At 41.9% G+C, this 25,218-nt stretch carries 21 protein-coding genes and 1 other annotated feature; of the genes, 1 reads left to right on the top strand and 20 read right to left on the bottom strand.

Going from position 1 to position 25,218, the window contains the following annotated elements; genetic code table 11:
- Positions 1 to 38 precede the first annotated feature (38 nt).
- From BM210_RS10605 to BM210_RS10540, 13 genes are all read right to left on the bottom strand, one after another.
- Positions 39 to 938, bottom strand: coding sequence for a LysR family transcriptional regulator (locus BM210_RS10605; protein ID WP_091168423.1), 900 nt, complete (start codon positions 936 to 938; stop codon positions 39 to 41).
- A gap of 203 nt (positions 939 to 1,141) precedes the next feature.
- Positions 1,142 to 2,209 carry an aspartate-semialdehyde dehydrogenase gene (gene asd / locus BM210_RS10600; RefSeq protein ID WP_091167752.1) on the bottom strand — a complete coding sequence of 356 codons (1,068 nt, stop codon included), beginning with the start codon at positions 2,207 to 2,209 and terminating at the stop codon, positions 1,142 to 1,144.
- Between the two features lie 102 nt (positions 2,210 to 2,311).
- Positions 2,312 to 2,573: a binding site (T-box leader), on the bottom strand.
- A 184-nt stretch (positions 2,574 to 2,757) separates the two neighbouring features.
- Entirely contained in the window at positions 2,758 to 4,284 is a 1,527-nt protein-coding gene (locus tag BM210_RS10590; protein WP_091167749.1) for a recombinase family protein, read from the bottom strand.
- A 1-nt stretch (position 4,285) separates the two neighbouring features.
- The gene (locus BM210_RS10585) at positions 4,286 to 4,480 is read right to left on the bottom strand and encodes a hypothetical protein (protein WP_091167747.1); all 195 of its coding nucleotides are present in this window, start codon (positions 4,478 to 4,480) and stop codon (positions 4,286 to 4,288) included.
- 179 nt (positions 4,481 to 4,659) lie between these two features.
- On the bottom strand, positions 4,660 to 5,112 hold the full coding sequence (locus tag BM210_RS10580) for a recombinase family protein (protein WP_091167746.1): 453 nt from the start codon (positions 5,110 to 5,112) through the stop codon (positions 4,660 to 4,662).
- A 636-nt stretch (positions 5,113 to 5,748) separates the two neighbouring features.
- Positions 5,749 to 6,381 (bottom strand): recombinase family protein, encoded by a 633-nt coding sequence (locus BM210_RS10575; protein WP_091167744.1) that lies wholly within the window; start codon positions 6,379 to 6,381, stop codon positions 5,749 to 5,751.
- A 272-nt stretch (positions 6,382 to 6,653) separates the two neighbouring features.
- Positions 6,654 to 7,478, bottom strand: a complete 825-nt coding sequence (locus tag BM210_RS10570; RefSeq protein ID WP_091167742.1) for a hypothetical protein — start codon at positions 7,476 to 7,478, stop codon at positions 6,654 to 6,656.
- Positions 7,479 to 7,492: 14 nt separating this feature from the next.
- The gene (locus BM210_RS10565; protein WP_091167741.1) at positions 7,493 to 8,194 is read right to left on the bottom strand and encodes a hypothetical protein; all 702 of its coding nucleotides are present in this window, start codon (positions 8,192 to 8,194) and stop codon (positions 7,493 to 7,495) included.
- 405 nt (positions 8,195 to 8,599) lie between these two features.
- Positions 8,600 to 9,265 carry an HNH endonuclease gene (locus tag BM210_RS10560; RefSeq protein WP_091167739.1) on the bottom strand — a complete coding sequence of 222 codons (666 nt, stop codon included), beginning with the start codon at positions 9,263 to 9,265 and terminating at the stop codon, positions 8,600 to 8,602.
- A 940-nt stretch (positions 9,266 to 10,205) separates the two neighbouring features.
- Positions 10,206 to 11,120 (bottom strand): DNA adenine methylase, encoded by a 915-nt coding sequence (locus BM210_RS10555; RefSeq protein WP_091167738.1) that lies wholly within the window; start codon positions 11,118 to 11,120, stop codon positions 10,206 to 10,208.
- Positions 11,117 to 11,908, bottom strand: coding sequence for a hypothetical protein (locus tag BM210_RS10550; RefSeq protein ID WP_091167737.1), 792 nt, complete (start codon positions 11,906 to 11,908; stop codon positions 11,117 to 11,119). Before BM210_RS10550 ends, BM210_RS10555 begins: the two co-directional genes overlap by 4 nt.
- A 370-nt stretch (positions 11,909 to 12,278) precedes the next feature.
- Complete coding sequence (locus tag BM210_RS10545) at positions 12,279 to 13,379, bottom strand: copper amine oxidase N-terminal domain-containing protein (RefSeq protein ID WP_091167735.1); 1,101 nt, start codon at positions 13,377 to 13,379, stop codon at positions 12,279 to 12,281.
- A gap of 112 nt (positions 13,380 to 13,491) precedes the next feature.
- Complete coding sequence (locus BM210_RS10540) at positions 13,492 to 14,628, bottom strand: stalk domain-containing protein (RefSeq protein ID WP_091167734.1); 1,137 nt, start codon at positions 14,626 to 14,628, stop codon at positions 13,492 to 13,494.
- A 486-nt stretch (positions 14,629 to 15,114) separates the two neighbouring features.
- Here BM210_RS10540 and BM210_RS10535 point away from each other — a divergent pair, with 486 nt between their 5' ends.
- Positions 15,115 to 15,366, top strand: a complete 252-nt coding sequence (locus BM210_RS10535; protein WP_256223483.1) for a helix-turn-helix domain-containing protein — start codon at positions 15,115 to 15,117, stop codon at positions 15,364 to 15,366.
- A gap of 71 nt (positions 15,367 to 15,437) precedes the next feature.
- On the opposite strand, the gene ltrA is transcribed toward BM210_RS10535, so the two are convergent.
- From ltrA to BM210_RS10495, 7 genes are all read right to left on the bottom strand, one after another.
- Positions 15,438 to 16,700: a group II intron reverse transcriptase/maturase gene (gene ltrA, locus BM210_RS10530; protein ID WP_091167732.1), complete on the bottom strand. Its 1,263-nt coding sequence runs from the start codon at positions 16,698 to 16,700 to the stop codon at positions 15,438 to 15,440.
- A gap of 620 nt (positions 16,701 to 17,320) precedes the next feature.
- Complete coding sequence (locus tag BM210_RS10520) at positions 17,321 to 17,611, bottom strand: hypothetical protein (RefSeq protein WP_256223482.1); 291 nt, start codon at positions 17,609 to 17,611, stop codon at positions 17,321 to 17,323.
- A gap of 391 nt (positions 17,612 to 18,002) precedes the next feature.
- The gene (locus BM210_RS10515) at positions 18,003 to 19,022 is read right to left on the bottom strand and encodes a hypothetical protein (protein ID WP_091167729.1); all 1,020 of its coding nucleotides are present in this window, start codon (positions 19,020 to 19,022) and stop codon (positions 18,003 to 18,005) included.
- A gap of 98 nt (positions 19,023 to 19,120) precedes the next feature.
- Positions 19,121 to 19,948, bottom strand: a complete 828-nt coding sequence (locus BM210_RS10510; RefSeq protein ID WP_143101034.1) for a hypothetical protein — start codon at positions 19,946 to 19,948, stop codon at positions 19,121 to 19,123.
- Positions 19,949 to 20,061: 113 nt separating this feature from the next.
- Positions 20,062 to 21,207 carry a helix-turn-helix domain-containing protein gene (locus BM210_RS10505; RefSeq protein ID WP_256223481.1) on the bottom strand — a complete coding sequence of 382 codons (1,146 nt, stop codon included), beginning with the start codon at positions 21,205 to 21,207 and terminating at the stop codon, positions 20,062 to 20,064.
- Positions 21,191 to 21,961 (bottom strand): hypothetical protein, encoded by a 771-nt coding sequence (locus BM210_RS10500; protein WP_091167724.1) that lies wholly within the window; start codon positions 21,959 to 21,961, stop codon positions 21,191 to 21,193. The genes BM210_RS10505 and BM210_RS10500 overlap by 17 nt, the downstream gene beginning before the upstream one ends.
- A 741-nt stretch (positions 21,962 to 22,702) precedes the next feature.
- Positions 22,703 to 25,218, bottom strand: a 2,516-nt coding sequence (locus BM210_RS10495; protein ID WP_371263455.1) for an S-layer homology domain-containing protein, incomplete at its 5' end; no start/stop codon positions are given.

Genomic DNA, 25,218 nt, shown 5'->3' with positions numbered 1-25,218 from the left:
AGCTAGATATAGATTAAAGCTATAGCTAAGTGTTTTATTTAAATAATAGCTTGCTTCAGCGCTTCTATATAAGCAGCACCGAGCTTGGATAACGAAGCGTTTTTATGGGATATCCAACCAACCTGAATCGTTTCCTCACAATCCAATGGAACGGGAATGATTTCATTGCCATTCAAATCCGCGCTTAGTACACCGGTCGATATGGTATATCCGTTCAAACCGATCAATAAATTAAAAAGCGTTGCCCGGTCATTGACACGAATGCTCTTTTTATGAGACAGCGTACTGAGAATCTCTTCTGAAAAATGAAAGGAATTATACTCTCCTTGTTCAAAGGACAAGTACGGAAAATGCTGCAGTTGGTCAATCGTCACGATGGATTGTTTGGCGAGTGGGTTGTTAATGCTGATAAAAATGTGCGGCTTCGCTGTTAATAAGCTTTGAAACTGCAGGTTCGCGGCTTTTAGCAGGCTGTTGATGACTTTACCATTGAACTCATTCAAATAAAGAATTCCGATCTCGCTGCGCAAGGTCTTGACATCCTCGATAATTTCATAGGTTTTGGTCTCCCTCAAAGCCAGCTCATATTCATCCTGACCATATTCTTTCACCAAACTTACAAATGCGTTAACCGCAAAAGCATAATGTTGAGTGGATACGGAGAAATGCTGTGGGGATGGCTTGGCATTAAGGTAACGGCCCTCCAGTAATTCTGCTTGCTCAACGACCTGTCTTGCGTAGCCTAAAAATTCAGCACCCTCCTTGGAAAGTGAAATTCCTTTGTTGGTTCGTTCAAAAATCGTAATCTGCAATTCTTCTTCCAAATCCCGGATCGCGTTGGATAGGCTTGGCTGGGAGATAAACAATCGCTTTGCCGCTTCGTTGATGGAACCCCGATTTGCGGTCTCAATGACGTATTTTAGTTGTTGTAAAGTCACTATATGAATCCTCGTTTCCATGAAATGGATGTATGGGCAATAACATAGAGCCTCTCGAGATGCTATGAACTCCAAGCCGAGCTCCCAAGCGTCCTTCTCATCATACCACGATTAGGCTTGCAATGAAGAAACCCCAACCATGTTTCGGCTGAGGCACTTTCCTGAGTTGGTGTTCCAAATCGTACGGTTCTGATATTTTCCTACTATAAAATCCCCTGTTCAAGCATCGATTCAGCAAGCAGTACGGCGCCTTTGCCGGCACCCATTTTGGTATTATGTGATACTAGCACATATTTAACCCCGCCCAATACAGGGTCTGCCTCCAGTCGCCCTAGACTGGTTGTCATGCCGCCCCCGATTTCCCTGTCCAGCCTTGGTTGTGGCCGGTAAGGATCCTCATAAACTTGAATCATTTGGTTCGGAGCCGAATGCAATTTTCTGTTTTTATATGGATCGTAGTTTTGTATCACTGCTCTGATTTCTTCGATTTCCGCTTTCTTGTCCAATCCTACAAAAACGGCTTCCGTGTGCCCATCAAGTACATTTACTCTTGTACAAAGACAGTTTACATTGATTTTCGCTTGTTCTATGGAATTTTCATTAAACTCACCTAATATTTTCAATAATTCAATTTTCACTTTTCCTTCTTCACTTGGAATATAAGGAATAATATTGTCGAGAATATCAAGCGTTCTTACTCCGGGACTTCTTCCCGCTCCGCTTACTGCCTGCATCGAAACCATAAGCACATTATTAATGCCAAAATGCTGCTGCAGGGGTTTAAGAGTTATTGCAAGTCCTGTTACGGTACAATTAGGTACGGGGAGAACAAAGCCCTTCCAGCCTCGCTGCAACCGTTGTGTATGAACTAAATGTGCGTGATCATCATTAACTCCGGTAATCATGAGCGGCGTATCATCAAAATAACGAAATGCAGAAGCAGTTGAAAACGTAGGCGTGGTTTGAGCAAACCATGGTTCAAGCTCTTTCGCCAGATCTGACTCTACAGCTGTAAAGATCACATCCAGCTTTTCGGGTGAAAAGTCTTTTGAAGAAACGACAGGAATGCCTTTCATATCTTCTGGTATAGGCGAGCTTTGCGTCCATCTGGAACTGCCATTAGCTTCAAGCAAGGCTTTTTCATAATTTACAGCATTTCGCGAGGTCACCATTTGGACTACCTCAAAATTCGGATGTTCTGTAAGCGCTTGGACAAATTGCTGCCCTGCCATTCCGGTTGCCCCTACAATTGCGGCTTTTAATCGACTCATAAACAGCATCCCTTCATGTTTGATTCATATTTGATAGTACATACAATTCAATTGCAGATATTTTCGTGCAAACAAAAAAATCCCACCCCCAAGACGTCTAGTCTTGGGGACGAGATTTGTATATTCGTGGTACCACCCCAGATTTGCTGATATGTCGCCATAACAGCCTCTTCAAGTACGGCATTTCAATAGAATGCTTATACTCTAGCTCTATAACAGGAGCTCCTGTCACACCATCCCTTTATTCCGGTTCCGATGTGCAGCTCAGAGGCTTTCTTCAATAAACTATTTTTTACTCCTTTTCAGCTGCCGGAGCTCTCTGTGAAAAAATCGATTTATTTACTTTTCTCTTCATCGCTTTTGAATATTACGATTATGATAGCAAATACGGATCTAATTGTAAATCATAAAAAAGATCGCAGGGAGCAAAGCAAGTCGTAGAGCTGGAACCCATGTTCATGCACTCCACATGTGTTGGGTGCTGAGTGTCGGATACTTTCTAAAAAAATAAAAGCGCCCAACAGCCAGCATAATTACAAGCATTTGCGTTATCCAATTAGTTCATTCAAGATCTTGGACGTGCCAGCGAAACGATAATACAATTTAACCGTTCCGTCCTCTTTGACTTCAATCTTTTCAATAAAGCGGCTGATAACCTCGCGGTTTACATCATTAAAGTTCAGAGCGTTATCGATCACTTCTTTAATTTTCGCCAGTACATCAGAAGCGATAGTTGTGGAGAGTGTGGTTTCCGCTATTTCCCTATTGAGCATAAGCTCCTTTGTTTCAGCATCTTTTGATGTAACGAAATTGTCGTAATCCACTTTCGTTATTATATCTTCCAAAAACCTCGTAAGTGCCTTGTTTTTCAACTGATTGATCGCTTCGAGTTTCGCCCCGCAAGCCTTTAAATCCTTTTCCATTCGTACTCGTTCTTTATTCAGCCTATCTTTAACTAGATTAAAGTGTGAATCATCCTTCATAGCGTTAGCCAATTTTTGAAGATCGCCTTGGATGATCGTCTTCAATGTGGCTTCTTTGATCCGATGCTTCGAACAAGCTTTATTGCCATGCTTGTTGCTGCGTCCACATATATAACCATGCCCATTCTGCTGATAGTGAAAACCGCTACCGCAGTCAGCGCAGTAGATTACCCCTGTGAATAGGTGTACATTCTCATGTGGTCGACTGCTAACATTCGGATTACTTTGAGACTTTTTTTTGCGGTTGAAAGCGATCATTTGCTGAACCGAATCAAACACATCCTTCGAGATGATCGCTTCATGAGTTTTCTCCTTCACAATGTGTTCTGTTTTGGGATTTTTATGTCGTTGTGTACTGGTCACGCTAACAGTGCTTGAACGCCCCTGCACGAGATCTCCGCAATAATGGGGGTTTTCCAATATCTTTCGGACTGATGAACCATGCCAGAATATGCTCTGAGTGACTTTCCCTGCTTGGCTCGATGGCGTTTTGACATCATCCTCATATAGTTCACGAGCGATAGCATCAAAGCCTTTGCCGTCCAGATACCGTTGGAAGATACGCTGAACAATTTGAGGAGAGCCGTCATCACTAATATACAACTTACCATCCTGTACATTATATCCGTATGGAGAATTAGAGCCTTTGAATTTACCGTTGTCCGCTCTGGTAGCCAGCGCCATTTTAATTCTTTCACTGGTGCGCTGCGATTCTTGTTCATACAACCAAGCAAACAAACCAAAGTTATTCGTATTGCCCGTAGTAGTGTCGATTGCTCCATCCATTGTTATGAGATGAATCTTGTGCTTCTCGATTACTTCTTTAATCTCGAATGCTAAACCTTGATTTCGAGCAAGCCGTGATAATTCCTTCGATAAAATGATATCGAATTTATGCTCTTTTGCATCTGCAATCAGGCGATTCATTTCTTTGCGGTTTTTCTTCGTGCCGCTCTCGATCTCAACATAAAAGCCGTAGACATCCCATCCTTTTTCCTTTACATAGTTTTCAAAAAACTGCCGTTGATGCACTAGAGAAGCTTCTTGCTCTTCTTTTTTAGTAGAAACACGAATCGTAATCGCTGCTCTCATGTTAAGCTACCCCCTCATTCGAAGTAGCCACATTTACCTGTTCGTGATCATAACTTCCTTTAACATATAAATCAACTTCTTCCTTAATTATACTCGTGATTATCTCTTCAAACGCTGTACCACTAGAGTTATTAAAGTACCTTTCAATATTAGGAACATACGTTCCCGTTTCTTCAGTTGATATTTTCCGACTCATCTGTACTCACTCCAAAATTGTATTGGAGAGCTGACCGCTCACCTGAGTACATGGGAAAAGGACGATGATACAGTCCTAAAAAGAGCATTAGGTCAAGATAATTAAATAAAATGTCAGGCTAATAAAGAAAATAGCGTCAGGGGGAACTAATACAATCCCCGAGACGCTATCAAAACTCCTTACTTATCCCAATCCTTCGTATAGCCTTTGCCTAAAGCTATACGTCGAGCACTATCCTCCACGTGAAACTGGTGAAACAGGATCGAAAGGCTCAAACGCGCGGTGTCTCTAGGCGGGTTTAAGTAGCCTGATGCTGTAACCAATCCAATCTCGCCAGACATGAGTTGACGGTGGATATCGGGCAAAAACTCTTTACCCCTGAACAAACGAGAGATATCCAAAGTTAGAATCGCATCAAGGTGCCCATTTTTAGCATCATCCAGCAACCGTTTCAGACCAGGACGATTACGAACCTTGCCACTTGCAACATCCGTATAAACAGCTGATACTGTCATGCCGTAGCTAGCGGCAAGATCCTCTAAATGACTCACTTGTCGGGACAGAGCCCCCTCACTATTAGCTCGAGCATATAAAGCTACATTATGAAATTGAAAGTTATTTGTTGTTGTCATGTTAATACCTCCAAAATATTAGTTGAAAACGAAATACTGCAATGAACGCACAAGAAAATCAGGTATAGAAACAAATTAACATCTGCCTCCAAAATGACAAAGCACCTCGTTACCAAACTTGAAATCACCGTGCTTGTATACCGCTGCAAAGTTACAACCAACCGACATATGTATCACCACCAATCAATTAAATTAAGAAGCTATTTATATAAAGCAGGTCTTGCCGCAACTCACTAAATTTTTTTAATGTCATAGCAATAGAGCCACTTTTGCGCAGTTGAAATGCTACCTGACAAGAGAAGCAATGCATCTCTGTAGATGAGATGTAGTAAAGCCGAGAGGCATTTCATACCCCAACGGAGGGACGTAACAGGAAGGTATAACACGAATGTCTCTGTTTAAGCCGAAAAAAGTCTGTTCTACCTACTTTCAAGCGATAAGGAAGTCATATGGCTGAAGCATAAGTCTTCATTTTTGAATCTAAATCCAGCTACGATTCCACAACTCTATGTGGCAACTACCGAAATCAACCCGTTTAATGACCCATCAGAGAAAAGTAGATTTTCCAACAGGATCGGATGTCTTCCTATAAAAAAGGAATCTCAGCCATTTTTAGCGGAGATCCCTCTTACCTTCCTATTTACTTGAATTCGGTGCTTCAACTGCTACGCCGTCCTGTGACTGCTGAGCCTCTTTTTTATCACGAAGGGCTCTATACAAAACAGACTTAGATACCCCAGTTACAGCCACGATCTCACAGATTGAATGCGTATCAGCGGCGTGAAGCTTTATCGCTTTTTCAAGAGCCTTCTTGTCGGTTTTTGGGCGACCTCCAATTCTCCCACGGCTCCTCGCACTGGCAAGCCCCTCCCTCACGCGTTCTCTTAGATTGTCACGTTCGAATTCGCTGAGTGCGGCTATTAAAGCCAACATGAGCTTGCCGGTGACCGTCGAAAAATCTAGGCGCTCCTTATGGGAAATGAGCGTGATCTCCTTAGATTCAAAATCGGCAAGGAGCGCAAGCAAGCTTCTCGATGATCTGGAAATTCGGCTAAGTGATTCTACCACCAAAGTGTCGCCCCTTCTTAACGCCTTCTGAAGTTCGCCAAGAGCTGGGCGCTCCATCTTAACTCCACTGATCTTGTCGACGAAGATATCAGACTCAGGAATATGATATTCCAGCCTCATAAGGTCTTTTTGACGATCCTCGACTTGTCCAATTGCCTTTGAAATTCTACAGTAGCCAAACACTTTACTGTTATTTTCCATCGTAAATCTACCTCCTTATCGGTTATAAGGAAGGTAAAATTATATCAAGCCTAAAACGTGAATATCGAGAAATAAAGGGAAAGTTGAGTCCCAAAGGTGTAGTGATACTGGGACTGAATTATCGGGAATAGTAGAGGGAAGCAATCAGCCCCTAAGAAGCCAGTCAACGGATAGATATCAGGCCTTTCCTTTATCAATAGTTTTTGGTAGCCAGAACCTAAGAGAAAACCCCTTATCGCAAGAACAATAAGGGGGGACAAACAGCCTAGATATTAAGAAATGATGAACGGGTGCGTTATGCTCACCGTATGAATAATAGGCACTGATACCATTCGATTAGGATGAAGATGATCAATAAAACTCAGATAACCTAACGTATCAGCATCGTGCCAATCTCTTGCGAGGATCTGCTCACCCTCTTCAAGAGACACATTCAAATAATGACAATACTTGACCGGATCAAAGGTTGTTAGAAGCTGCTTCACTATCCCATTTTGCTGATAGGATAGAGTAACATATCGACTCTTAAGATGATTCACAAGCCTTGAAGCAAAAGCATCCAGAACATAGTACGGTATTAAGGAAGCAGAACTGCGCTTGCCCAGTTGCTTCATCTCAAGATCATATCCCTGATCAGTTTTCGTGATGACAACCACTCTATAGCTACCATGCTCCAACTCTTCGTAACTAGGACGTATATAGTCCAAATAAGCATGGATACCGCCCAAACGCCGATGAGGAACTAGATTCTTAAATAGAGCTAGCAGTACCTCTCTGGACTTTGTGACTTGGACAAATATTTTTCCAGTTACCTCAGCTACACAAATGCTGGACGAAAGCAGATATAATTGACGAAGATTTGAAGCTTTCGTTCGAACGACGTGATCAGACAGCACGATCCCATGCCTACACATGATCTCCGCCTGCACTATTGTAGCCCCTAGCCAATCAACCTTCTCGACCGTATCACGCAACCTGATATCACCCTGTAACGGCAAAGCTATCATCTGACTTTGTATATCCCGATGCAAGGCTGTTGCTGTACAACCACATGCTAAAACAGGTCTACCGACATAATTATTAGTGTTTACTACCACTGTAATTCCCCCTCTTATAAATGGACAATGTTAGTACCAGACAATGAGTAGTGCTGGTTGGTTTCAATAGCTCCGATTACCTGCTCGGGCTTCAATTCACCCGAAATAATACATTGACTGAGCAATAAACGCTCAGCGATATACCGAGGATCAGCCGACAGCAAAATGTGCAGGACGTGACTCATTGCTACCCCGTCCACCGTCGAGAGGATATTCTCCAGCTTGCGCTTGGTAAAGTGAGCAATAACCTCGATCTCACGCCTACAATCGATGAGATTCACAGTGCTGCTCTTTCTTGGTTTAAACCGATCCACTGTGCCACAGATAAATGGTTCAAAAGGACGGTGAGAGCCAATCAGACGCTGAAACTCTAATTCAGCATCAGCCCATCGCCCCTCCTTCATAAGAGTGAGAACACCTCTTATGCGTCCAGATAGCCTCTTGTTAGCGTACGAGATACTTTTATGCATCTGATCGATTTGGATACCGAGCTTCTGAGCTGCCAACCTGTAATCGTATTGACATGCTAGAAATACCGAAATTCGCTTTTTTGCAGCTTCGTGTTTCAGCCACTCCATAGATTTGATGTAGCTAGCCAATCTCTGCAGCTGCACTAAACGTTGGTCATCAGAAGAATCGGCTTGGTATGTCGATAATAAGGTTAGTCCAGCCCTAGTGACTGCAATGAAATCTTCTACTTCACGAAAGATTAACAAGTTCTATCCGCACCCCCTTTCTCAAATTGAATTGATCGTACTCCATTAGAACTGACCTTTACGCAAACGCCTCGGTCTCTAGAAGAACAACCCCATTTACTCCAACTAAGATTTGAAACTACCCCAACAAACGAATACGATTATTTTTAGATCCATCTTCTTTTTTTGAAAAGAACGCTAAAAGGCTATTATTTACGGAGGATCAAGAACTGAATAGATATAGCGACAAATGAAAATAAGAAACTGTCGGAGTAACTTGTCGGAGTAATTAACATAGTTCGAGGTCAGTGAATCCCCTTGAATGTTCTAAAGTTTCTGTGATTTAGATATAAATTTATAAACAAAAGCGCACTAGAGCTAAATGTCTAATGCGCTTTTCGAGCGAATCCTTTTCACGCTGTTTAATTAAATTTCTGCTAATATACGCTGCAACTCGTCACGCTCGTCCTGATACTTCCAAGCATTTTCTCCATGTAGAGATTTATGCATATATCTCCATACTATCTCCAAATTGGCAGGAGAATTGTTTGTTTTATGCCCATCTTTATGATGGATCTCGAGTAAGCCATCAGTGCCTAAAGTTAGCAATACGACATCACCCATCGCTAACGCTACAACCAATGTATGATCCATTACAACGGTGCCCTCATCATAACAAGTAGTGATACTTTTCCGTAAGTAACGATCAGGACACACCCAAGGTGACATAGTAAAACCGAATCTAAACAAAACATCCGTATGCCATACCCCATCAAACAGCACTCGCTTTGAACTAGTATCTCTGCCATTTTGAGCATAAAGAATATCACCTTCTGCCAAGCATACGATGTGATTTTTATTAGCAAACCACAGGCTAGACTCTCCAGAAAGATCAGCCACAACAAGGCTTTGACCAATATAGGTGAAACACACGTTTTCGGTAACCTTACACTTAAATCTGACCACATCATATAAGGGCTCCATCAGGATCGAATAACGAAACTTAGGAGTTCCAACTATCGCTCTGATACAAGCAATAATATCTTCCTTGCGTTTTGCTAGAACAGCCTTATCTTTTGCGTAACCTAACATGCTCTCGCCTCCTTAGTTAAAAAACCATAGAAACTAACATACAGCCGTAGTGACAGTCAGTCTAAAATCCATAACTCTTAAATCACCAGAATTCTTCAATGTACAATCTCAAGAACCGCCAGCCATACAGAATCGGTTTAAGTCGAAGAACCCTTTCTGCTAGCAAAGTGCTACAATTCCGTACTCACCCCCAACAGAAAGATTAAATACATAATCATAAATAAAGGTCATCTAACAGCTCAGTAAATTATTCGATATTAGCTCGAGAAGGCAATTTCTCTTATGAATTAATGATTACACATGCCTTATAGTTGAAAATGAGATACTTTTATAAAACACTCAACGAATTTTATAAAACTATCCATGGTCGTTAAAAATAGATTGCAGGCTTTTATAAAATACTGTTTTAGCCTTAGAAATAACTGAAAGCTTTTATAAAGCAGGACGGAGCAGAGCCCGTTCTTGGAACTGCAACGAATGATGCTCACTAGCTAAGCTTACCTGATACAGATATCTCCATAATCGAGCATAAGTGACCTCACTCTCTCGAGCATAGGGCAGTACCCCCTCGTACAAGAAATTGTACTGTCTAGGCAAGTGAATTTCTAATAGCCATAGCCGAATGTACCTGTTCGCATGCGGTCATCTGGCATATAAGATTGCGTAGTCGGATATACCCAGCCTTAAAATACCGGAGAACGCCAACAGCATCTCAGAAGGGCTGAGCAATACCCCAAGAGAATATAAACGCAAACAAAAAGCCCTCTACGTTTTTCAACATAAAGGACTTCACGAAGTTATTACCGATGATTAACAAGCACTTAGAAATAGAGCAGGTATTCTCCGAAACTTCGCGTATCTGTTGGTATTTTTACCTATGTCTAGGTATTTTCCTAATTATCAAACCAGTGAAATCCAGTGTCGAAAGATCAAAAAACCTCTACTCCTGACTATAATCGAACTCCGATATATGCTCAAGAAGTGAGCCAGAAACTTTAAAATTCACCCACAAGAACTCTTCAGCGAAACGACCGCTCACCCCAGAACTGGATATGTGAAGTTTTTTCAAATATACCTTCGTCCAACCAACGAGCCTGCTACTATATAGACTATTATCGTAACAACTGAGGGCTATGGCTGCAGGATGAGTAAGAAGGAGATCAACTAATTTTTCGTGATCCTCGTTCGACCAGTTAACTCTATAGTGTTTGTCCCCGATCATTTCCTGATTTGTATATGGAGGATCGATATATATAAATGTCCTACCCCAATTACGGTTTTCTTGGAGGACTTCAAGAACGTCCTTGTTCGTTACTTCTACACCCTCCATGGTCGGTAAGAAGCTGTAAAGATTATGCACCCTTCGCATGTAGGAACGGGATCTTTCAGCTGTCAAGATGGATCGGTTGAAGCTATTCATAGTGGCTGCTCGTGATTGCCTCGTAACTACAAAAGCACAGGCTGCTGCGGTAACAATGTCATACCCCTCATCACCCAAGCGACTGCTTAAACGAACCTGCTTTGCCCATAAATACCGTTCCTCGCTGATACCCCATTCTTCTAGCAGAGCCATAAGCTCATACGTTAGAGAGGGCTCAGTGAGACAGGAGAAGAGGGCATACAAGCTCTCGTCAATGTCATTGTACACACGCCTTGTTAAACGGCTATGTTCTAATGAAAGGAGCATTCTAGCTCCACCGCCGCATAGCTCCATATATTCTGTTAGCGAGTATGCTTCTAAGGCATAATTAATAATAGGGACGATATTGTTGATAAGGGCAGCCTTACCCCCAATATAAGAGATTACGCTGTCGTCATGACCCTTGTTTGGGTGAACTTTATGCTTGTACCTCATTCGGTAGGGACGGATTCTTCCACATTGAGATGCTCATTCAAACCCTCAACCTTTAGGAGATAGAAACGCTTTGCGTCCTTAATACTCTCGTTTGGACGAAACGCCTCCTGCCAGCGATCCTTACTTCTTTTGATAATATACCCCATGCTATACCAAGCTTTAATTACCTCTTGTAGTCGTACTTTATTTTGAGGACTAGGCTCTAAGCCTATGATTTCATACACTGATTCAGTAGTTATCCCAACAACCTCAGAGCCAAACCTCCTGCGAAGAGGATCGCTGTCCAGGATTACACCCGAACTCACGCCATGACGATAATGATCGCTAGTAACGGTCGGGTATGCTGCGAGATCTTCCACTATGCTTTCGACTGCAAGGTCATACAGCTCCTGACTTTCGGAAATGTCAGCCTGTCCTTCTATTGCTTGAAGTAGATCAGGAACTCGTTCAAATACCCCTTGTATCTTAAGCTGTTTAACATAGTCGGCTACCTTTAGTAGCTCGGTGCGAGAAATTTCACCAAATACGCAGAGCTCCTTCAAGTGCTCCTCAAACTTCTCGCGAAGCTCCACCTCTAAGTAGCAAGAAGAATCTCTGCCCTCTAGCCTACTAGTGAATTGTACGGCATATGTAGATTTGCTGTACGCAGGATGACGACCATATAACAACTTTATATCGAAATGCTCAGCTGGATTTACTAACTCCTTATGTTTTTCGGTAGATCTAGTTTCCGTTAATGTTTTCTGTGTCTCAATAACCCCGAATTGTTTCTTCCTCTGTAATGTCATCACTATTCTCCTCACTTTCAATAATCTAGCTCGGCAATAAACTCTTAATATAATTATTGTATCAAAGAATGTTACCGATCTCTACCATTCCGTTACAGTGAAAACAATAGGCAGGAGTACCCCATGAATACCCCAGAATATATACGACAGAAAAAAGACGTCTGTCCGTTTTTGGATAAACGTCTCATATCGTTGCAACCTAGATCTAGTGCCAAACTCTTGATATACCGAACTATATTTATGTGCTTGTCAGGGTGATAGTTATCAAATAAGGAAGTGGAAGTTGGATTAAGCCAAGTTAATTATAAACAAAATAAGAGATACTCTATTTAAAAGAGCATCTCTTACTAGATAACTATAAAGCTTACTTTTAATAAGTCGGAGTTACTAACAAGTAAGAACCATTTGAACTTGCTAGAGTAGTGGCAGTAGGGATACTTGCTACTTTATCCACGCCCGTTGACAAATTAAACCAACTACCCTGAATTTTAACTAATGCATCTGCATGTGTAGCAGATGCCTGAATAGCTGTGCTGTATCCTGCTGAATCGAAAATTGCAATTAATGTCTGAGCATAAGAGTCGCAATCATTTTCCCCACCAACTAAAAGTTGATATGCACTCTCAACTCCTGGCTTCTGCACTACAACCGCTGAACCTCCTGCTAATTTGATTGCAATGTGTCGAAGTTGAATCACCTCAAGCATAACATTAAGGTCAGTTATACCTGCTGCTTTCATCGTCTTAACATTTTGCTGTGCATCAAAAACTGCAGAGTCGTAATCAGTGTCAAAAGTACCATTCCATTTTACCCCATTGAAGTAGTAATCAACATAAGCTTGTTTCTGAGGGTAACTGTCATAGTAGCTCTTATTCTTATAACCATCCATTGCTTTGTTGATGATTTCCATTACCTTACCATACTCTTTCTGACTCTTTGAAGCATAATCATGCTTCCCGAACTGCACCTTGATACCATTCACCACATTAGATGCAGGTGGAGTGATTACTACTGTACCATCCACACTGTTGATTGTAGCTGTGTTAGTAGCATTGTCCCAACCTACCGTTGCTCCAAGTGCCTCGGATACGAAACGGAGAGGTACTAGAGTCGAGCCATTGAGAACTACTGCTTCCTTAGCAAGCTGAACTATTTTACCGTCGACCGTTGCTGTCGTCTTGCCGATTGTCAGAACGATCTTCGTAGTATCCTTGATACCTGTCACGGTTTGAGTTTGCTGATTCCAAGTTATGGTTGCGCCCAGACGTTCAAAAATGCTGCGCATGGGGACAAGAGTTGATCCATCCATCAATATCGCTGATTGTTGGTCGAAGACCTGCTGCTTACCATCAATGGTGACGGTGACTTCCGTATAGGAGGCAGATGCCTTCGTTGATTCCGCAAATGCTGAAGGTACAATTAGTGTCAGCATCAACAACAAAGCCAATACTGTACTGGTTATCTTTCGCATTCTCTTTTCCTCCTCTTATTGCTACTTTGCAATGTTATCTGTACATTAATCTATAAAAAGCTGTCCTGAAATGATCAAAAGATTAGGGAGATTTCGTAATCTCCCCTGTTTCTTAGTAAGTCGGAGTTACTAACAAGTAAGAACCATTAGAAGTAGCTAAGGAAGTGGCAGTTGGTAGTTTCGCTACACAGTCAAATCCCGATGCGACATTAAACCAAACACCCTTTGAAACTTCAACTAAAGGATCAGCATGTGTTGCACTTGCCTGAATAGCTGTATTGTAACCTGCAGCATCGAAAATCGCCGCGACCACTTGCGAATACGAATCGCAATCTTTTTCTCCGCCAACTAAAAGTTGGTACGCACTCTCTATCCCAGGCTTTTGTACTACGACTGCTGAACCTCCTGCTAGGTTGATTGCGATGATACGTAATTGGATTACCTCAAGCATTACGTTAAGGTCAGTTATACCTGCGGCTTTCATTGTCTTGACGTTCTGTTCGGCATCAAAAACTGCAGAGTCGTAATCCGTGTCTGCAGTGCCATTCCATTTTACCCCGTTGTAGTAAAAATCAACATAAGCTTGTTTCTGTGGGTAGCTATCATAATACTTCTTATTCTTGTAGCCATCCATTGCTTTATTAACGATTTCCATTACCTTGTCATACTCTTTCTGGCTCTTGGAAGCATAATCATGCTTTCCGTAGAGTACTTTGATACCATTAACGACATTGGATGCAGGTGGGGTGACTACCGTACCGCCTACACTGGTGATAGAAGCTGTGTTAGTAACGTTATCCCAACTCACAGTACTTCCAAGAGCCTCCGAAACGAATCTCAGGGGGACGAGTGTACTGCCATTGAGAATTACAGCTTCTTTGGAAAGCTGAACCGTTTTACCGTTAACTGTTGCTGTCGATTTGCCGATTGTTAGTACGATCTTCGTGTTGTCCTTGATGGCTGTTACTGTTTGTGTTTGTTGGCTCCAAGTAATAGTACTCCCGAGTGACTCAAAGATGCTCCGCATCGGGATCATGGTACTTCCTCCAATCAGGACAGCTGATTGTTCGAAAGTCTGGAGCTTGCCGTCGATTTCGACTTTGACAGTTGTATACTCACTACTAGATGAAGTGGCTGCTAGAATACCCACATTGCCCGACTTCGCCTCGACTACCCCAGTCGATAATAATGAACTGCTTAATACTACTGCGCCTGCTAGGGCTAATACACGCATTCTGATTGCCTTCATGAACGTAAACCTCCATATGTATGATTAAATTGAGCTTCCTTCTGCTTGGAGGTGAATTTATCTAGGTGACTGCACTGGCAGAAGTGAGCTCTTTATTCAACGTGGTTCTCATTTCTGTTACTTCACAGCTTTTCAGTTCTCCCTGTACTACTGATTTAAGGTGAGATCTAATGTCTTAAAAATAAAATCTAGTAGACGAGATATAAGACTAATCTCAATACCCAAAATAAGAATCTCACATATAGGAACATATGTTCTAATATTCCATTTATTACTATGTATAACTTTACCATTACGTTGAACAGTAGACAATTAGTTTTGTAACAAACTGCTATTTTTTCAATAGCTGTTTGAATACCTCTAAAATAGATCGAGTTTATAAAAAAACGAAACAACAAATGTATATTATTGCTATTTTGTTGAACACCTTATCTGGTTGTTACTATTATAGCTCACTGATAATGGTTTTAAAAGGAGTCTTTTCCTTTGAACCATAATGAGCAAACTATCAAACAAGTTATCGGTAAAACCTTAAAAGCTATACGAATAAAGCAGGGCTTAAGTCAAGAGGACTTAGCTGGAAAATGTGAGGTAGATCGCTCTTACATCTCCATGATAGAGGTAGGTCGAAACGAGCCCTCTGTCAGCAAGATATTTGAACTATGTGATGGGCTGAATATTAAGCCTTCTTCTTTCTTTCATTTAATTGAAATCGAATATGATAAACTTAGATCCTGAAATCGAGTAGGAGGGGGCGACTAGCCCCCGACCTCTCACACCACCGTACATACCGTTCGGTATACGGCGGTTCATGAAATACTCCGTAATTTGTTGTATCTGTCCATCAAGCATCTAAATCCATTGGATTCCCAGTAGAGATTGTTTAATGCTCGGCTCAGAATCGGGCTTCGTGCAATTCGCCAATACCCCTTTCGGGTATTTCCCCATTCAAAGGCTTTATCCTTGGGCATGCCTAAGGATATAAGCCTTTTGACTTTGGTTTTCGGTTTCTTCCATTGTTTCCAAAGGCACATTCGTAACCTTCTTCGTATCCACGAATCCAGATGCTGAAAGACACTTGGCGTGTCCGCAAGCGAGAAGTATCCGCACCATCCAATAAGGTATTGGTTCAGTTCCTTAATTCGCTCTTCCATCTTCATCGATTTTCTTCGAGAAGTAATCTCTCGAATCCTAGACTCCGCTTTCTGTAAGGATTGTTTTGCAATTCTTACCTTCGGATCTTTGTTCACACTAAAACTAAATCCGAGAAACTTTCGTTTCCATGGACGGTCTACCGCACTTTTGGCTTGGTTTACCTTTAATTTCAGTCTTTTCTCGATGAATTGGGTTACCGATGCCTTGACTCGTTCGCCTGCTCTTTTCGTTTTCACATAAATATTACAGTCATCCGCATAGCGAACGAATCGGTGTCCACGTTTCTCTAATTCTTTGTCCAGTTCATCTAGTACGATGTTAGATAATAGCGGACTCAGTGGCCCACCCTGCGGTGCTCCTTCTGGTGTCGGTTTAACTAACCCGTTCTCCATTACTCCCGTTTGAAGATATTTCCGAATGAGCAAGAGGACTTTCTTCTCCTTCACTTTCTCCGAAATCTTCATCATTAGGCGGTCATGGTTGACGCAGTCAAAGAATTTCTCCAAGTCCAAGTCGACTACGAATCGATAGCCTTCTTTCATGAATCCTCCAGCTTTCCTCACGGCATCATGTCCTCGCCTTTTTGGGCGAAATCCATAACTATGTTCGGAGAACTGTGGGTCAAACAATGGTGTTAACACTTGGGCAATTGCTTGCTGTAGCATTCGGTCTATCACGGTAGGTATACCTAACTTCCTTACGCCTCCGCCATTCGGTTTCGGGATTTCGACCCGACGTACGGAGCTAGGCTGGTAGGTTCCCTCTTCTATCGCTTGTCGTATGGTCTGCCAGTTTTGTTTGATGTGTTCACGTAAGGTTTTTACGGACATGCCATCTACGCCGTGGCTTCCTTTATTTGATTCCACACGTTTTAGTGCCGCTAGAAGATTTTCTCGTGACAGCAACTGCTCCAACATTTCTACAACTCCTTACGTGATTTGTACTTTCCTCTTGTGCCAGAGATGAATTCTGCCCTGCCGAAGCCCCAAACGGAATTCACCGCTTCCTTCTCCAGTCAGGTCCTTTCGGATTTTCTGCTTTCAACACTCATCCTGAACGCCTTGATGTACAAATGCCTATTTCATGTTCAGCCCTTCCGCAGATGTTGCAACACCATGCGTACTATGGCTTCTGCTGACTTCTGTACGTTCAGCCTACTTTCACAAGCAAGGTTACGGAGATTGCTCCGCGTTCCGTACAGATCTCCCCAGGTAAGAACGCTATCTTTCCCTCCATCTATTCGCCTCATTTACTCCCGCTCGCCTTCGGCAGTAAGGACTTTGACTTGTATTGCAGCCTCATCCAACGAACGTTAGCCTTATATGAGATTCGTGTTCCTCGAACCGGAGGTTTGCCGCCGACTTCCTTCAGATTCCACCTCGCGGAGGACACCCTTGTCTTAAGCTAATGACTACTACTGCCTTCGTCACTCGGGACTTTCACCCTATAGATAACGCCCATGCTCGGCGCACAATAAAGAGCGGAAGGTAAGCACTTAGGCTTATCTTCCGCTCTTTATCAATGATAGGGCATTCAATTAATCTGAAGCAAACTCATAGAGCTCTTTTAGACACTTCATCCCATCTTTGATCCCTGCCAGAAACATAAATTCCTTTTCTAGGGCATTGCGATGATTCAACGTCTCCTCCCATTCGAGTAAAAGCTGGTATTGTCGTGGGGTTACTTCCTGCTTTAACTGATCCTCTAGTTCAACCTGCTTCAGCCGCAAAGGTTCAATTTCTTGTTGTTTCCCAGCGAGGGTTGCTAACATATTAAAGCGTCCATCAAACGATGGCTTAGCCCATTCAGGCAGTTGTTGTTGTCGCAATCAAATCCCCTCCCAAGGTAAAAGTTCATTGATCTTACCGTAGAAGAGGAACTTATTCAATAGCTAGTTTTAGTCCAACGGCCTGCTCTTGAAATATGCTCAATATTTTACAATGACTCTAATTGACCAATAAGAACATGCCTTGCCCACCGTAAACTCTGAATTTTTTGGATAACTTCTCTGCACAGTTCATGTGTCTTCGCTATTTTCTTATGCTCGATGACAAAGCTTGCAGTACCTCTGGCTAAGTCCTCTTCTCAATTAATACAATTGAGCAATACTATAAAATCTCAATTATAGTAAAACAAAAACCTTAGGCATTAGGCATTCATTCAATAGTAACTTTTCAAGCCATAAAGGTTATTTCAATTGTTCTCAACACTAAAATCATTTATAGAATGTCATATGTTTGGATAGCTCGTAACTTATAATTGATGTACCTATTATAATTCCCCTTCAACTCACCATTCACTGTTTCTTGGCAGTTACGATAAATTATCTCATTAACACCTGTAATATCGATTATTGTAGATTGATTAATTCCTTCGAGTATCATATTAATTATTGCAAATTTAGACAATCCCGTTGTAGTAAAGGGGTTTTTCAAACTACTATCTATAATTTTCTTATCGTAATAAGTATCCCTCGCCTTATTTAAAATATCATTCAAGAAGCTGGGATTAACAGTAGTAAATATACTTGTTAGGAATAGGAGATTGTTGTCTGTTTTTAAAGTAATTCTTAATTCATGATATTTCTTCAGATCAAGATATAAAGAATAAGGTAATTCAAGATCAATTGTTTCATTATTGAACTGCTCACGCTTAACTTTAAGTAAACGCCGTTCAACATCAAAATCCTCTAATGTAAAATCCGCTATTCTGTTGAATTTAAAGCCATAAAGTAAAATCAACTTTATTATCACCGTTACTTGTAGTGATTTATGAGAATCTGTCAAGTCAGAGTTAAGTATATTGCATAGATGTAAAAACTGGTTTTCATCAATAGCTGGATTTGCTTCCCTATCCTTTAAAATGCGCCCATATCGTTCAAGATTCGCTTCAACTTCCTGATTCAATTTAGTATAGGGCTGAATATTTCTTAGATTAGGATTAGGATATTTTTCATTTAATAATTCTACAGATAACTGATTTAAAGCAATTAAGAAATCATCGATTGAACCTTTACTTCTCACATTTTTATTCTGTACAACATAATATTCAGTGCTTTTTATTACATCATTCCTAGTGAATTCATTTTTAAATAGAGACTCAAGACTACTAACATGTCTTTTCTCATTAAGTATGTAGGGGACTAAATAATCTCGAAGTTTTGGGATATATTGATGATGTTCATGTGGTGAGAGAGCTGCCCCAAAATCAATTAGAAGCTTATCAAGTTCTGTACGCATAGTACTTCGTCCTCTCATAATTCAAGTTAATGTACAAATAGAGCCAGACTCCTCTCACATCAACAACTTTATAAGTTGAATACTGTTTAAAGGAGGCGCTACACTACTGGCTCTCTCATAGACTTTCTTCCCGCATAATAAGCAAAAATAAATACTAATATAAGAACAATAATACCCTTGAACCAAAACCCTGTAAAAAAAACCACTAGAGGCAGTCCAATCGCAAAAATAAGAAATACAATCCAGTTAGTAAGAGAATGTTTGAATCGCTTTTTAATAAATCCTTCATTAATAATAAGATATAAAACCGCAAAATAAAAAATTCCAGAAAGAAATAAAGATAAGATCATTATCTGTTGCTCTATTGAAGCGGCACCTACTATTGAGATAGTGAGTAGTGCTAACAGCATTAGTAGCGTTAAATTAAGATACGTGTATATTAAGGGAATACCAAAAGGAGCAACCTTTGTTCTTATATAGAGATCAACACTAGACCATATGCCTTTATCGTTTTTTAAGGTCACCGAATCAATTTGCTTTAATTTAAGCCTGTATATCTCACTCTCTATCTCTTTATGAAACTCGAGTAGTAAGTCATTCTTCAAGGCTTCATCAGTTGTTACTTTGAATTTAATATACTTTTTTAATAAGTCATAGGGTAATAAAGAAACAGTCTTTGATATTTTTTCGGTAACAGTAAAAAAGTCAGACCTCCCATTAAAATATTTGAATATCTCAAATTCTAAGTCTGAATAAACATCAAGAGCTTTATCAATCCGCTGTTGATTAGATTTACTACTTTCAAGGAAAGTGCTCCTAAGCTCTTTATACATCCAAAAAACCAAGATTGTAATACTAATGGCAATAGCCGCAGTTAGTGAATCCGGAAACATTGATTTTATAAATTCAATGGTGTAACTCATCATTTCACCTCTTATTTGACAGATACGTACGACAGCTACGTACGCATTATTGTTTAGTTTCACAAAAAAAAGAAGAGTAAGCTGAAAGCCTCTCTTCAATTAATTACCACTATTTGTTAGTTAGCCTGATGTTGTCCTAAGTGCCTTAGCTTGATAACAGAATCTTCTTTTCTAAGAGATAATGTTCCTGGATTCAACTCACAAAGAGTTTCTACATCTTTGGGATTCAAACGAACCTGTTTCTGTACCAATTCAAACCCATCAATACCTGATTGCAGAATAACCTCAAAGGCTTTTTTAAACAATGTTGGATATGGAACAGGCAGTACATCGTCTAATGGCTCTTTATGTCTCATTTTGCGCATTGAGATTTGCTTCTGCAATGAAGTATATCGACTCAGCGATATTATCCCTAGGTCTTTAGCACGGTGAATCATCGCACCAATGGATACACGCCAATACTTCTTAAGCTCTGTGTAACCATCCAAAGTCGTTTCACTTGAGACCATTGAAGAGAATGCATCTTCAGGCAAAAGAAAGGCAGAGGCAAATTGATTAGCCTGCTGTTCCATTAGCTTGAATTCCTCTTTAGTTAGGCTATCTTGATTGTGAACATCTAAATGCATTAACAAGTGGCCTAATTCATGAGCAGCATCAAAATGTCGTCTGGAGGCCGATTTCTTATCTTCTCCCAGAATAATAAATGATCTTCCAGATCTCGGCTGACAGAAGGCATCCACTTTTATACTCCCCAGTTCAACTGAAGCAACAATAACTCCATTGCTTTCTAAAACGTTAACTAAGTTGTTGATTGGCTTATCTCCAAGTTTCCAGTGGTTCCTCGTTGTAATTGCCAATTCTTCTATTCGGTCTGTATCCCATTCTCCATCAGTAAAATACGAAAGGTCGGGCAGGTTAGGAATTGGAAATTCAACATATTGATTCAAGATATTATACACCTTTGAAACCCACCCAGCTCGTTCCTTCTGCATTTCTCTGACTCGTTTTGTTATTGAAGCGGAAGCCCGGAAATATGTATTACCGACGTACTGTTCCTCTTCGGTTTCAAAAAAATAGCCTTTGGGAAAATCAAGTGTATTTACAATGAGCATCATCGTTTCAGCCTTTGGAATTGCCTGACCTAACTCAAATTGTGATATTGCCTGTTTGCTGATCCCAATTCGCTCAGCTAATTCTTTAATGGTAAACCCTCTTGCAGTTCTAGCTGAGGATAATTTTTTAGGATTAAATTGTGTTTGCATCTTCATCACTCATTCTATTTACTCTATCCTTTTTTATTACTACGTTTGGAACATCCTGATATTCCTTCACTTGAGACGTTTCTAACTTCAGCTTGCGCTGTTTTTTCATTTCGATAGGAGTCTCAACTTCAATTTCATTCGATTGGCTGTATTCTTTCAATAACTCTATGTTATCGCAGAAAATATAACGTTCTTGATCAGGTGTTAAGGCAGCGAGACGTATTGGCGCCTTTGCATTAGTACCATCATAAATTAGAAACAAACCAAAGGGAATGTCTTTTATATTAGACGGAATGTCTGGTTCAGTAACTAACGAAGTTTCGTTATCAAAGTTAAAATGTGTTTGAAACTCCAAGTCTGATACCATACCTCGATCCTTCATTACAGCGAGATTGAACGCCGAAATATCGCCACGATATCTGCTTGGTTTTGGGAGCTTGGAATAGGATAGGAGGTGAATCGGTATAAGATTAAGGTTAAGATCCTCAAAGTGAACCACAACATAGTTAAAATTCCCACCAGCTCTTTTCTTTCTCGCAGACATTCTCCAATCCTTTGGCAAATGATTTACAGCTTTGAGGATTGCATTCATTACGTCCTGTCGACGAACAAACGGTCTAGAGTCATCGACAAGTTCAGGGTCGGGAATATTATCTTGTAAAGTTTCGATAACTGCAATGGTTGCTTTGCTTAATACATTGACACGTTCATAAGTAGGTACCAAACTGTTTTTATAGAAAGACGCCAGTTTCATATACATCGCCGCCCTTGTCACAGGTAATATATTCTCATTCAATATATTACTTTTAATATCATAATGTCAAGCGAATAAGAGATTTTCATGTTATTTACACATAAAAATACGCTTGTTAATAGACCAGATGCTTACGTGATTTCCAAAAAAGATTATCTAATTCATATCGCTGTCTAAAAGATGTCTATTTCCCCTCCCTTATAAGGGTAAAAAAAACGCTCACTGAACGGGCTTAAATATGCGAGGGGTTTTTAATCCCCTTTAGTCCACTGTATTAAAGTCTTCACATGTTTTGAAACATTAACAGTACTTTAGAACATTGTGGCTTTTACTCTCAATTGCAAGAAAATAAAGCCCAAGCGGTATCACCACTTGGGCTCTGCAGGTTATATATTTAGGTAAATGTGGCGTTAAATCAATGCTTTCTCACTACCGACACACAGCACTCAACGTGTGTCGAGTACCTCGACAATTTAAGCTCCGTCCTGCATATTTATCGCTACCGCTTCAACATTTAGCTCTATTCTCTGCTTTACCACTAACGATGATAAGGTTCAGCGTATCATCTCTAAGGCGAAATCGAAGGCACCTGAATAGGTGCCTTCGATCTGCCTATTACAATCATTGGGTTGGGTTGGGCTATTATCATTGAAGGTCAAGAGATGACTACTCATAGCTACAAGCTATTTGAACGTTTACAACGAAATGAAGGACGCCCCGATCGGGCGTCCTTCACAGATACTAGCTAAGTGAATCCAACAACTTCTTCAACTGTGGGTTAAGCTCAAGCACATTCAAGATGATCTGTAACGCTTCTGCACGTGTGGCATTGCTCTTGGGTTCGAATTTCCCATCCCCTTTACCGCTAACGATACCTGCCTGCGCTTCTGCTTGGATCTCGCTAGCTGCATAAGAACCATTCAGATCATTGAAATTGCCTTTTGTTGTGTCCTTCACCAGGTCGTTAAGGTTTACAATGCGGGACAGTATGACAACCATTTCTTCACGTGTAATCGTTTGATCCGACTTGAACGTACCGTCATCGTATCCTTTGATTACCCCTGCCGCTACAAAGTTCTCAATCGCTTCTTTCGCCCAGCTATTACCAATGTCCTTCAATACAACACTCGTATTGCTGCTACCTTGGATATTGAACGCGCGATTCAGAATCGCTGCAAACTCAGCGCGTGTGATAGGACTATTCGGCCTAAACGTACCATCTTCGTAGCCTTTAATCAGTTGCAATTTGATGAAAACATCGATCGTCTTTCCAGCCCAGTGCCCTTGTGTGTCAGCAAAATCAATTGTAGCGTTTGCTTCCTTCGCTTCCGCTACTTTGGATTCAATCGTCTTTACTAAATTAGTTTCATTAACAATGCTACTGTTAAATACATCAACCGTAGGCACTGGAGAACCAGGCGTCGATACCGGATCAGGTATCGTAGTAGGTGCCGCAGACGTTGAAGATGGCGTCGATGTATTACTGCTGCCGGACGGTTTTCTCAGCGTCACGGAATTAGAGGCGTCGGAAGCCGCGCTGCTGCCCGCTCTATTGACAGCTTGCACCGTAAACGTATACGTAACTCCGTTGGATAGCCCTGTTACCGTGATCGGGCTCCCCATCCCTGTTACGGTAATATTTCCTGGAATAGCCGTAACCTCGTAGTAAGTAATGTCGCTTCCGCCATTCGCCGGAGCAGTGAAGCTTACCGTTGCTTGTCCATTACCAGCTACCGCGATTACGCCCGTTGGAGCTGTTGGAACCGTTCGCGGCGTTGCGCTCACTTCATTGGATGCAGTACTGTCTCCTCCCGGGTTCGTCGCTTGGATGACAAAATAGTACGTTGTGCCATTCATTAATCCTGTTACCTCATAGCCGTATACCGAATCGCTTACCGAAACTTCCTCTGATCCATAAGCGCCAGAGGTCGTGCTTTTGAATATTTTGTACCCCGTGGAACCGATCACCGGATCCCACGTTAGGCTTATTCGGGCATCTCCCGGTGTAGCAGGCCCCAGTACCGGTACTCCAGGCGCTGTAACCTGCGGCGTTGCGCTCACTTCATTAGAAGCTGCGCTGATTCCGGATGGATTCACGGCTTTCACAACAAAATAATACGTTGTCCCATTGGTTAATCCGGTGGCATCATAAACGAATCCGGTCACTGTAGCTACCGCATCTCCATAGGTGCCGGAAGCTCTCCCCTGGTACACGGCGTAGCTGACTGACCCATACACTTTACTCCAAGACAATAGTACATGGCTGTCTCCCGTTGTAACAGACTCCACACTCGGCGCAGCTACTCCAGGCCAGGGGAGTATCACAGACTGGCTCGCAATCTGCGCCAGTCCTGATGAATCGAACGCGAGCTGCGCTCCCGTCACCTGCGCCGCATTCGTTGCGCCAAGACCACTGAATGTCGCTACACCTGCATTTGCTGTTACTACAGTCGTGCCGGTCAGATTCCAATTCCCGGCATCCTTCTTCGCCACGGTAATCGTGCTGTTATCCCCTGTTCGTATATTGCCGTAAGCATCGACAAGCTTCACGAACGGTTGCTGTGCGAACTGTCCGCCATTGGCTGCAGGCGCCGTAATATCCTGCGTTAATTCCATCGCCGACAAGTCGCCCGCACTTGGCGTAATCGCCTGCGTGTTCGTCGCGGGATTCGCTACGCCTGCGATGCTGAATCCAATCGTCTGCTCGTCAGCCTTGTGCAGCACCAAGATAGGCGTAGCCACTCCGTCGGTGAAGCTCACGCTGATCGTCTGTGATCCGCTGGTTAACGTCGTTCCAGCAAAGCTGCCGTATGAACCGTTCGGCGTTTGCTTCACGCCAGAGATCGTTACGTCATAGTCCCCGTCGAAATTCATATCCGTATTCCCAAGCGCATCCTTCACCGTCAGCGTTACGGTATTGTTCGCACCAGCAACGGGTGTCAGCGCTGCTGCCGCTGTCGCTGTTTGTGCGCCAGCCGGAGCAGGCAACTTAACCGTAGAGTTCGTAATTTCCGCCAATGTGCCCGCCTGGAAAGCCAACTGCGCCCCCGTCACCTGCGCCGCATTCGTTGCGCCAAGATCACTGAATGTCGCTACACCTGCACTTGCGGTTACTGTAGTCGTACCGGTCAGCGTCCATGACCCGCCATCCTTCTTGCTGACGGTCACTACCGTTGCGTTATCCCCTGTTCGTGTATTGCCGTAAGCGTCGCGAAGCGTCACTGCCGGCTGCTGCGCAAACGTGCCGCCATTGCTGG

The sequence above is a fragment of the Paenibacillus sp. 1_12 genome (assembly GCF_900114475.1).
GTDB lineage: Bacteria > Bacillota > Bacilli > Paenibacillales > NBRC-103111 > Paenibacillus_S.
The sequence above is the reverse complement of the archived record's forward strand: the minus strand, read 5'-3'. Positions and strand labels throughout refer to the sequence as shown.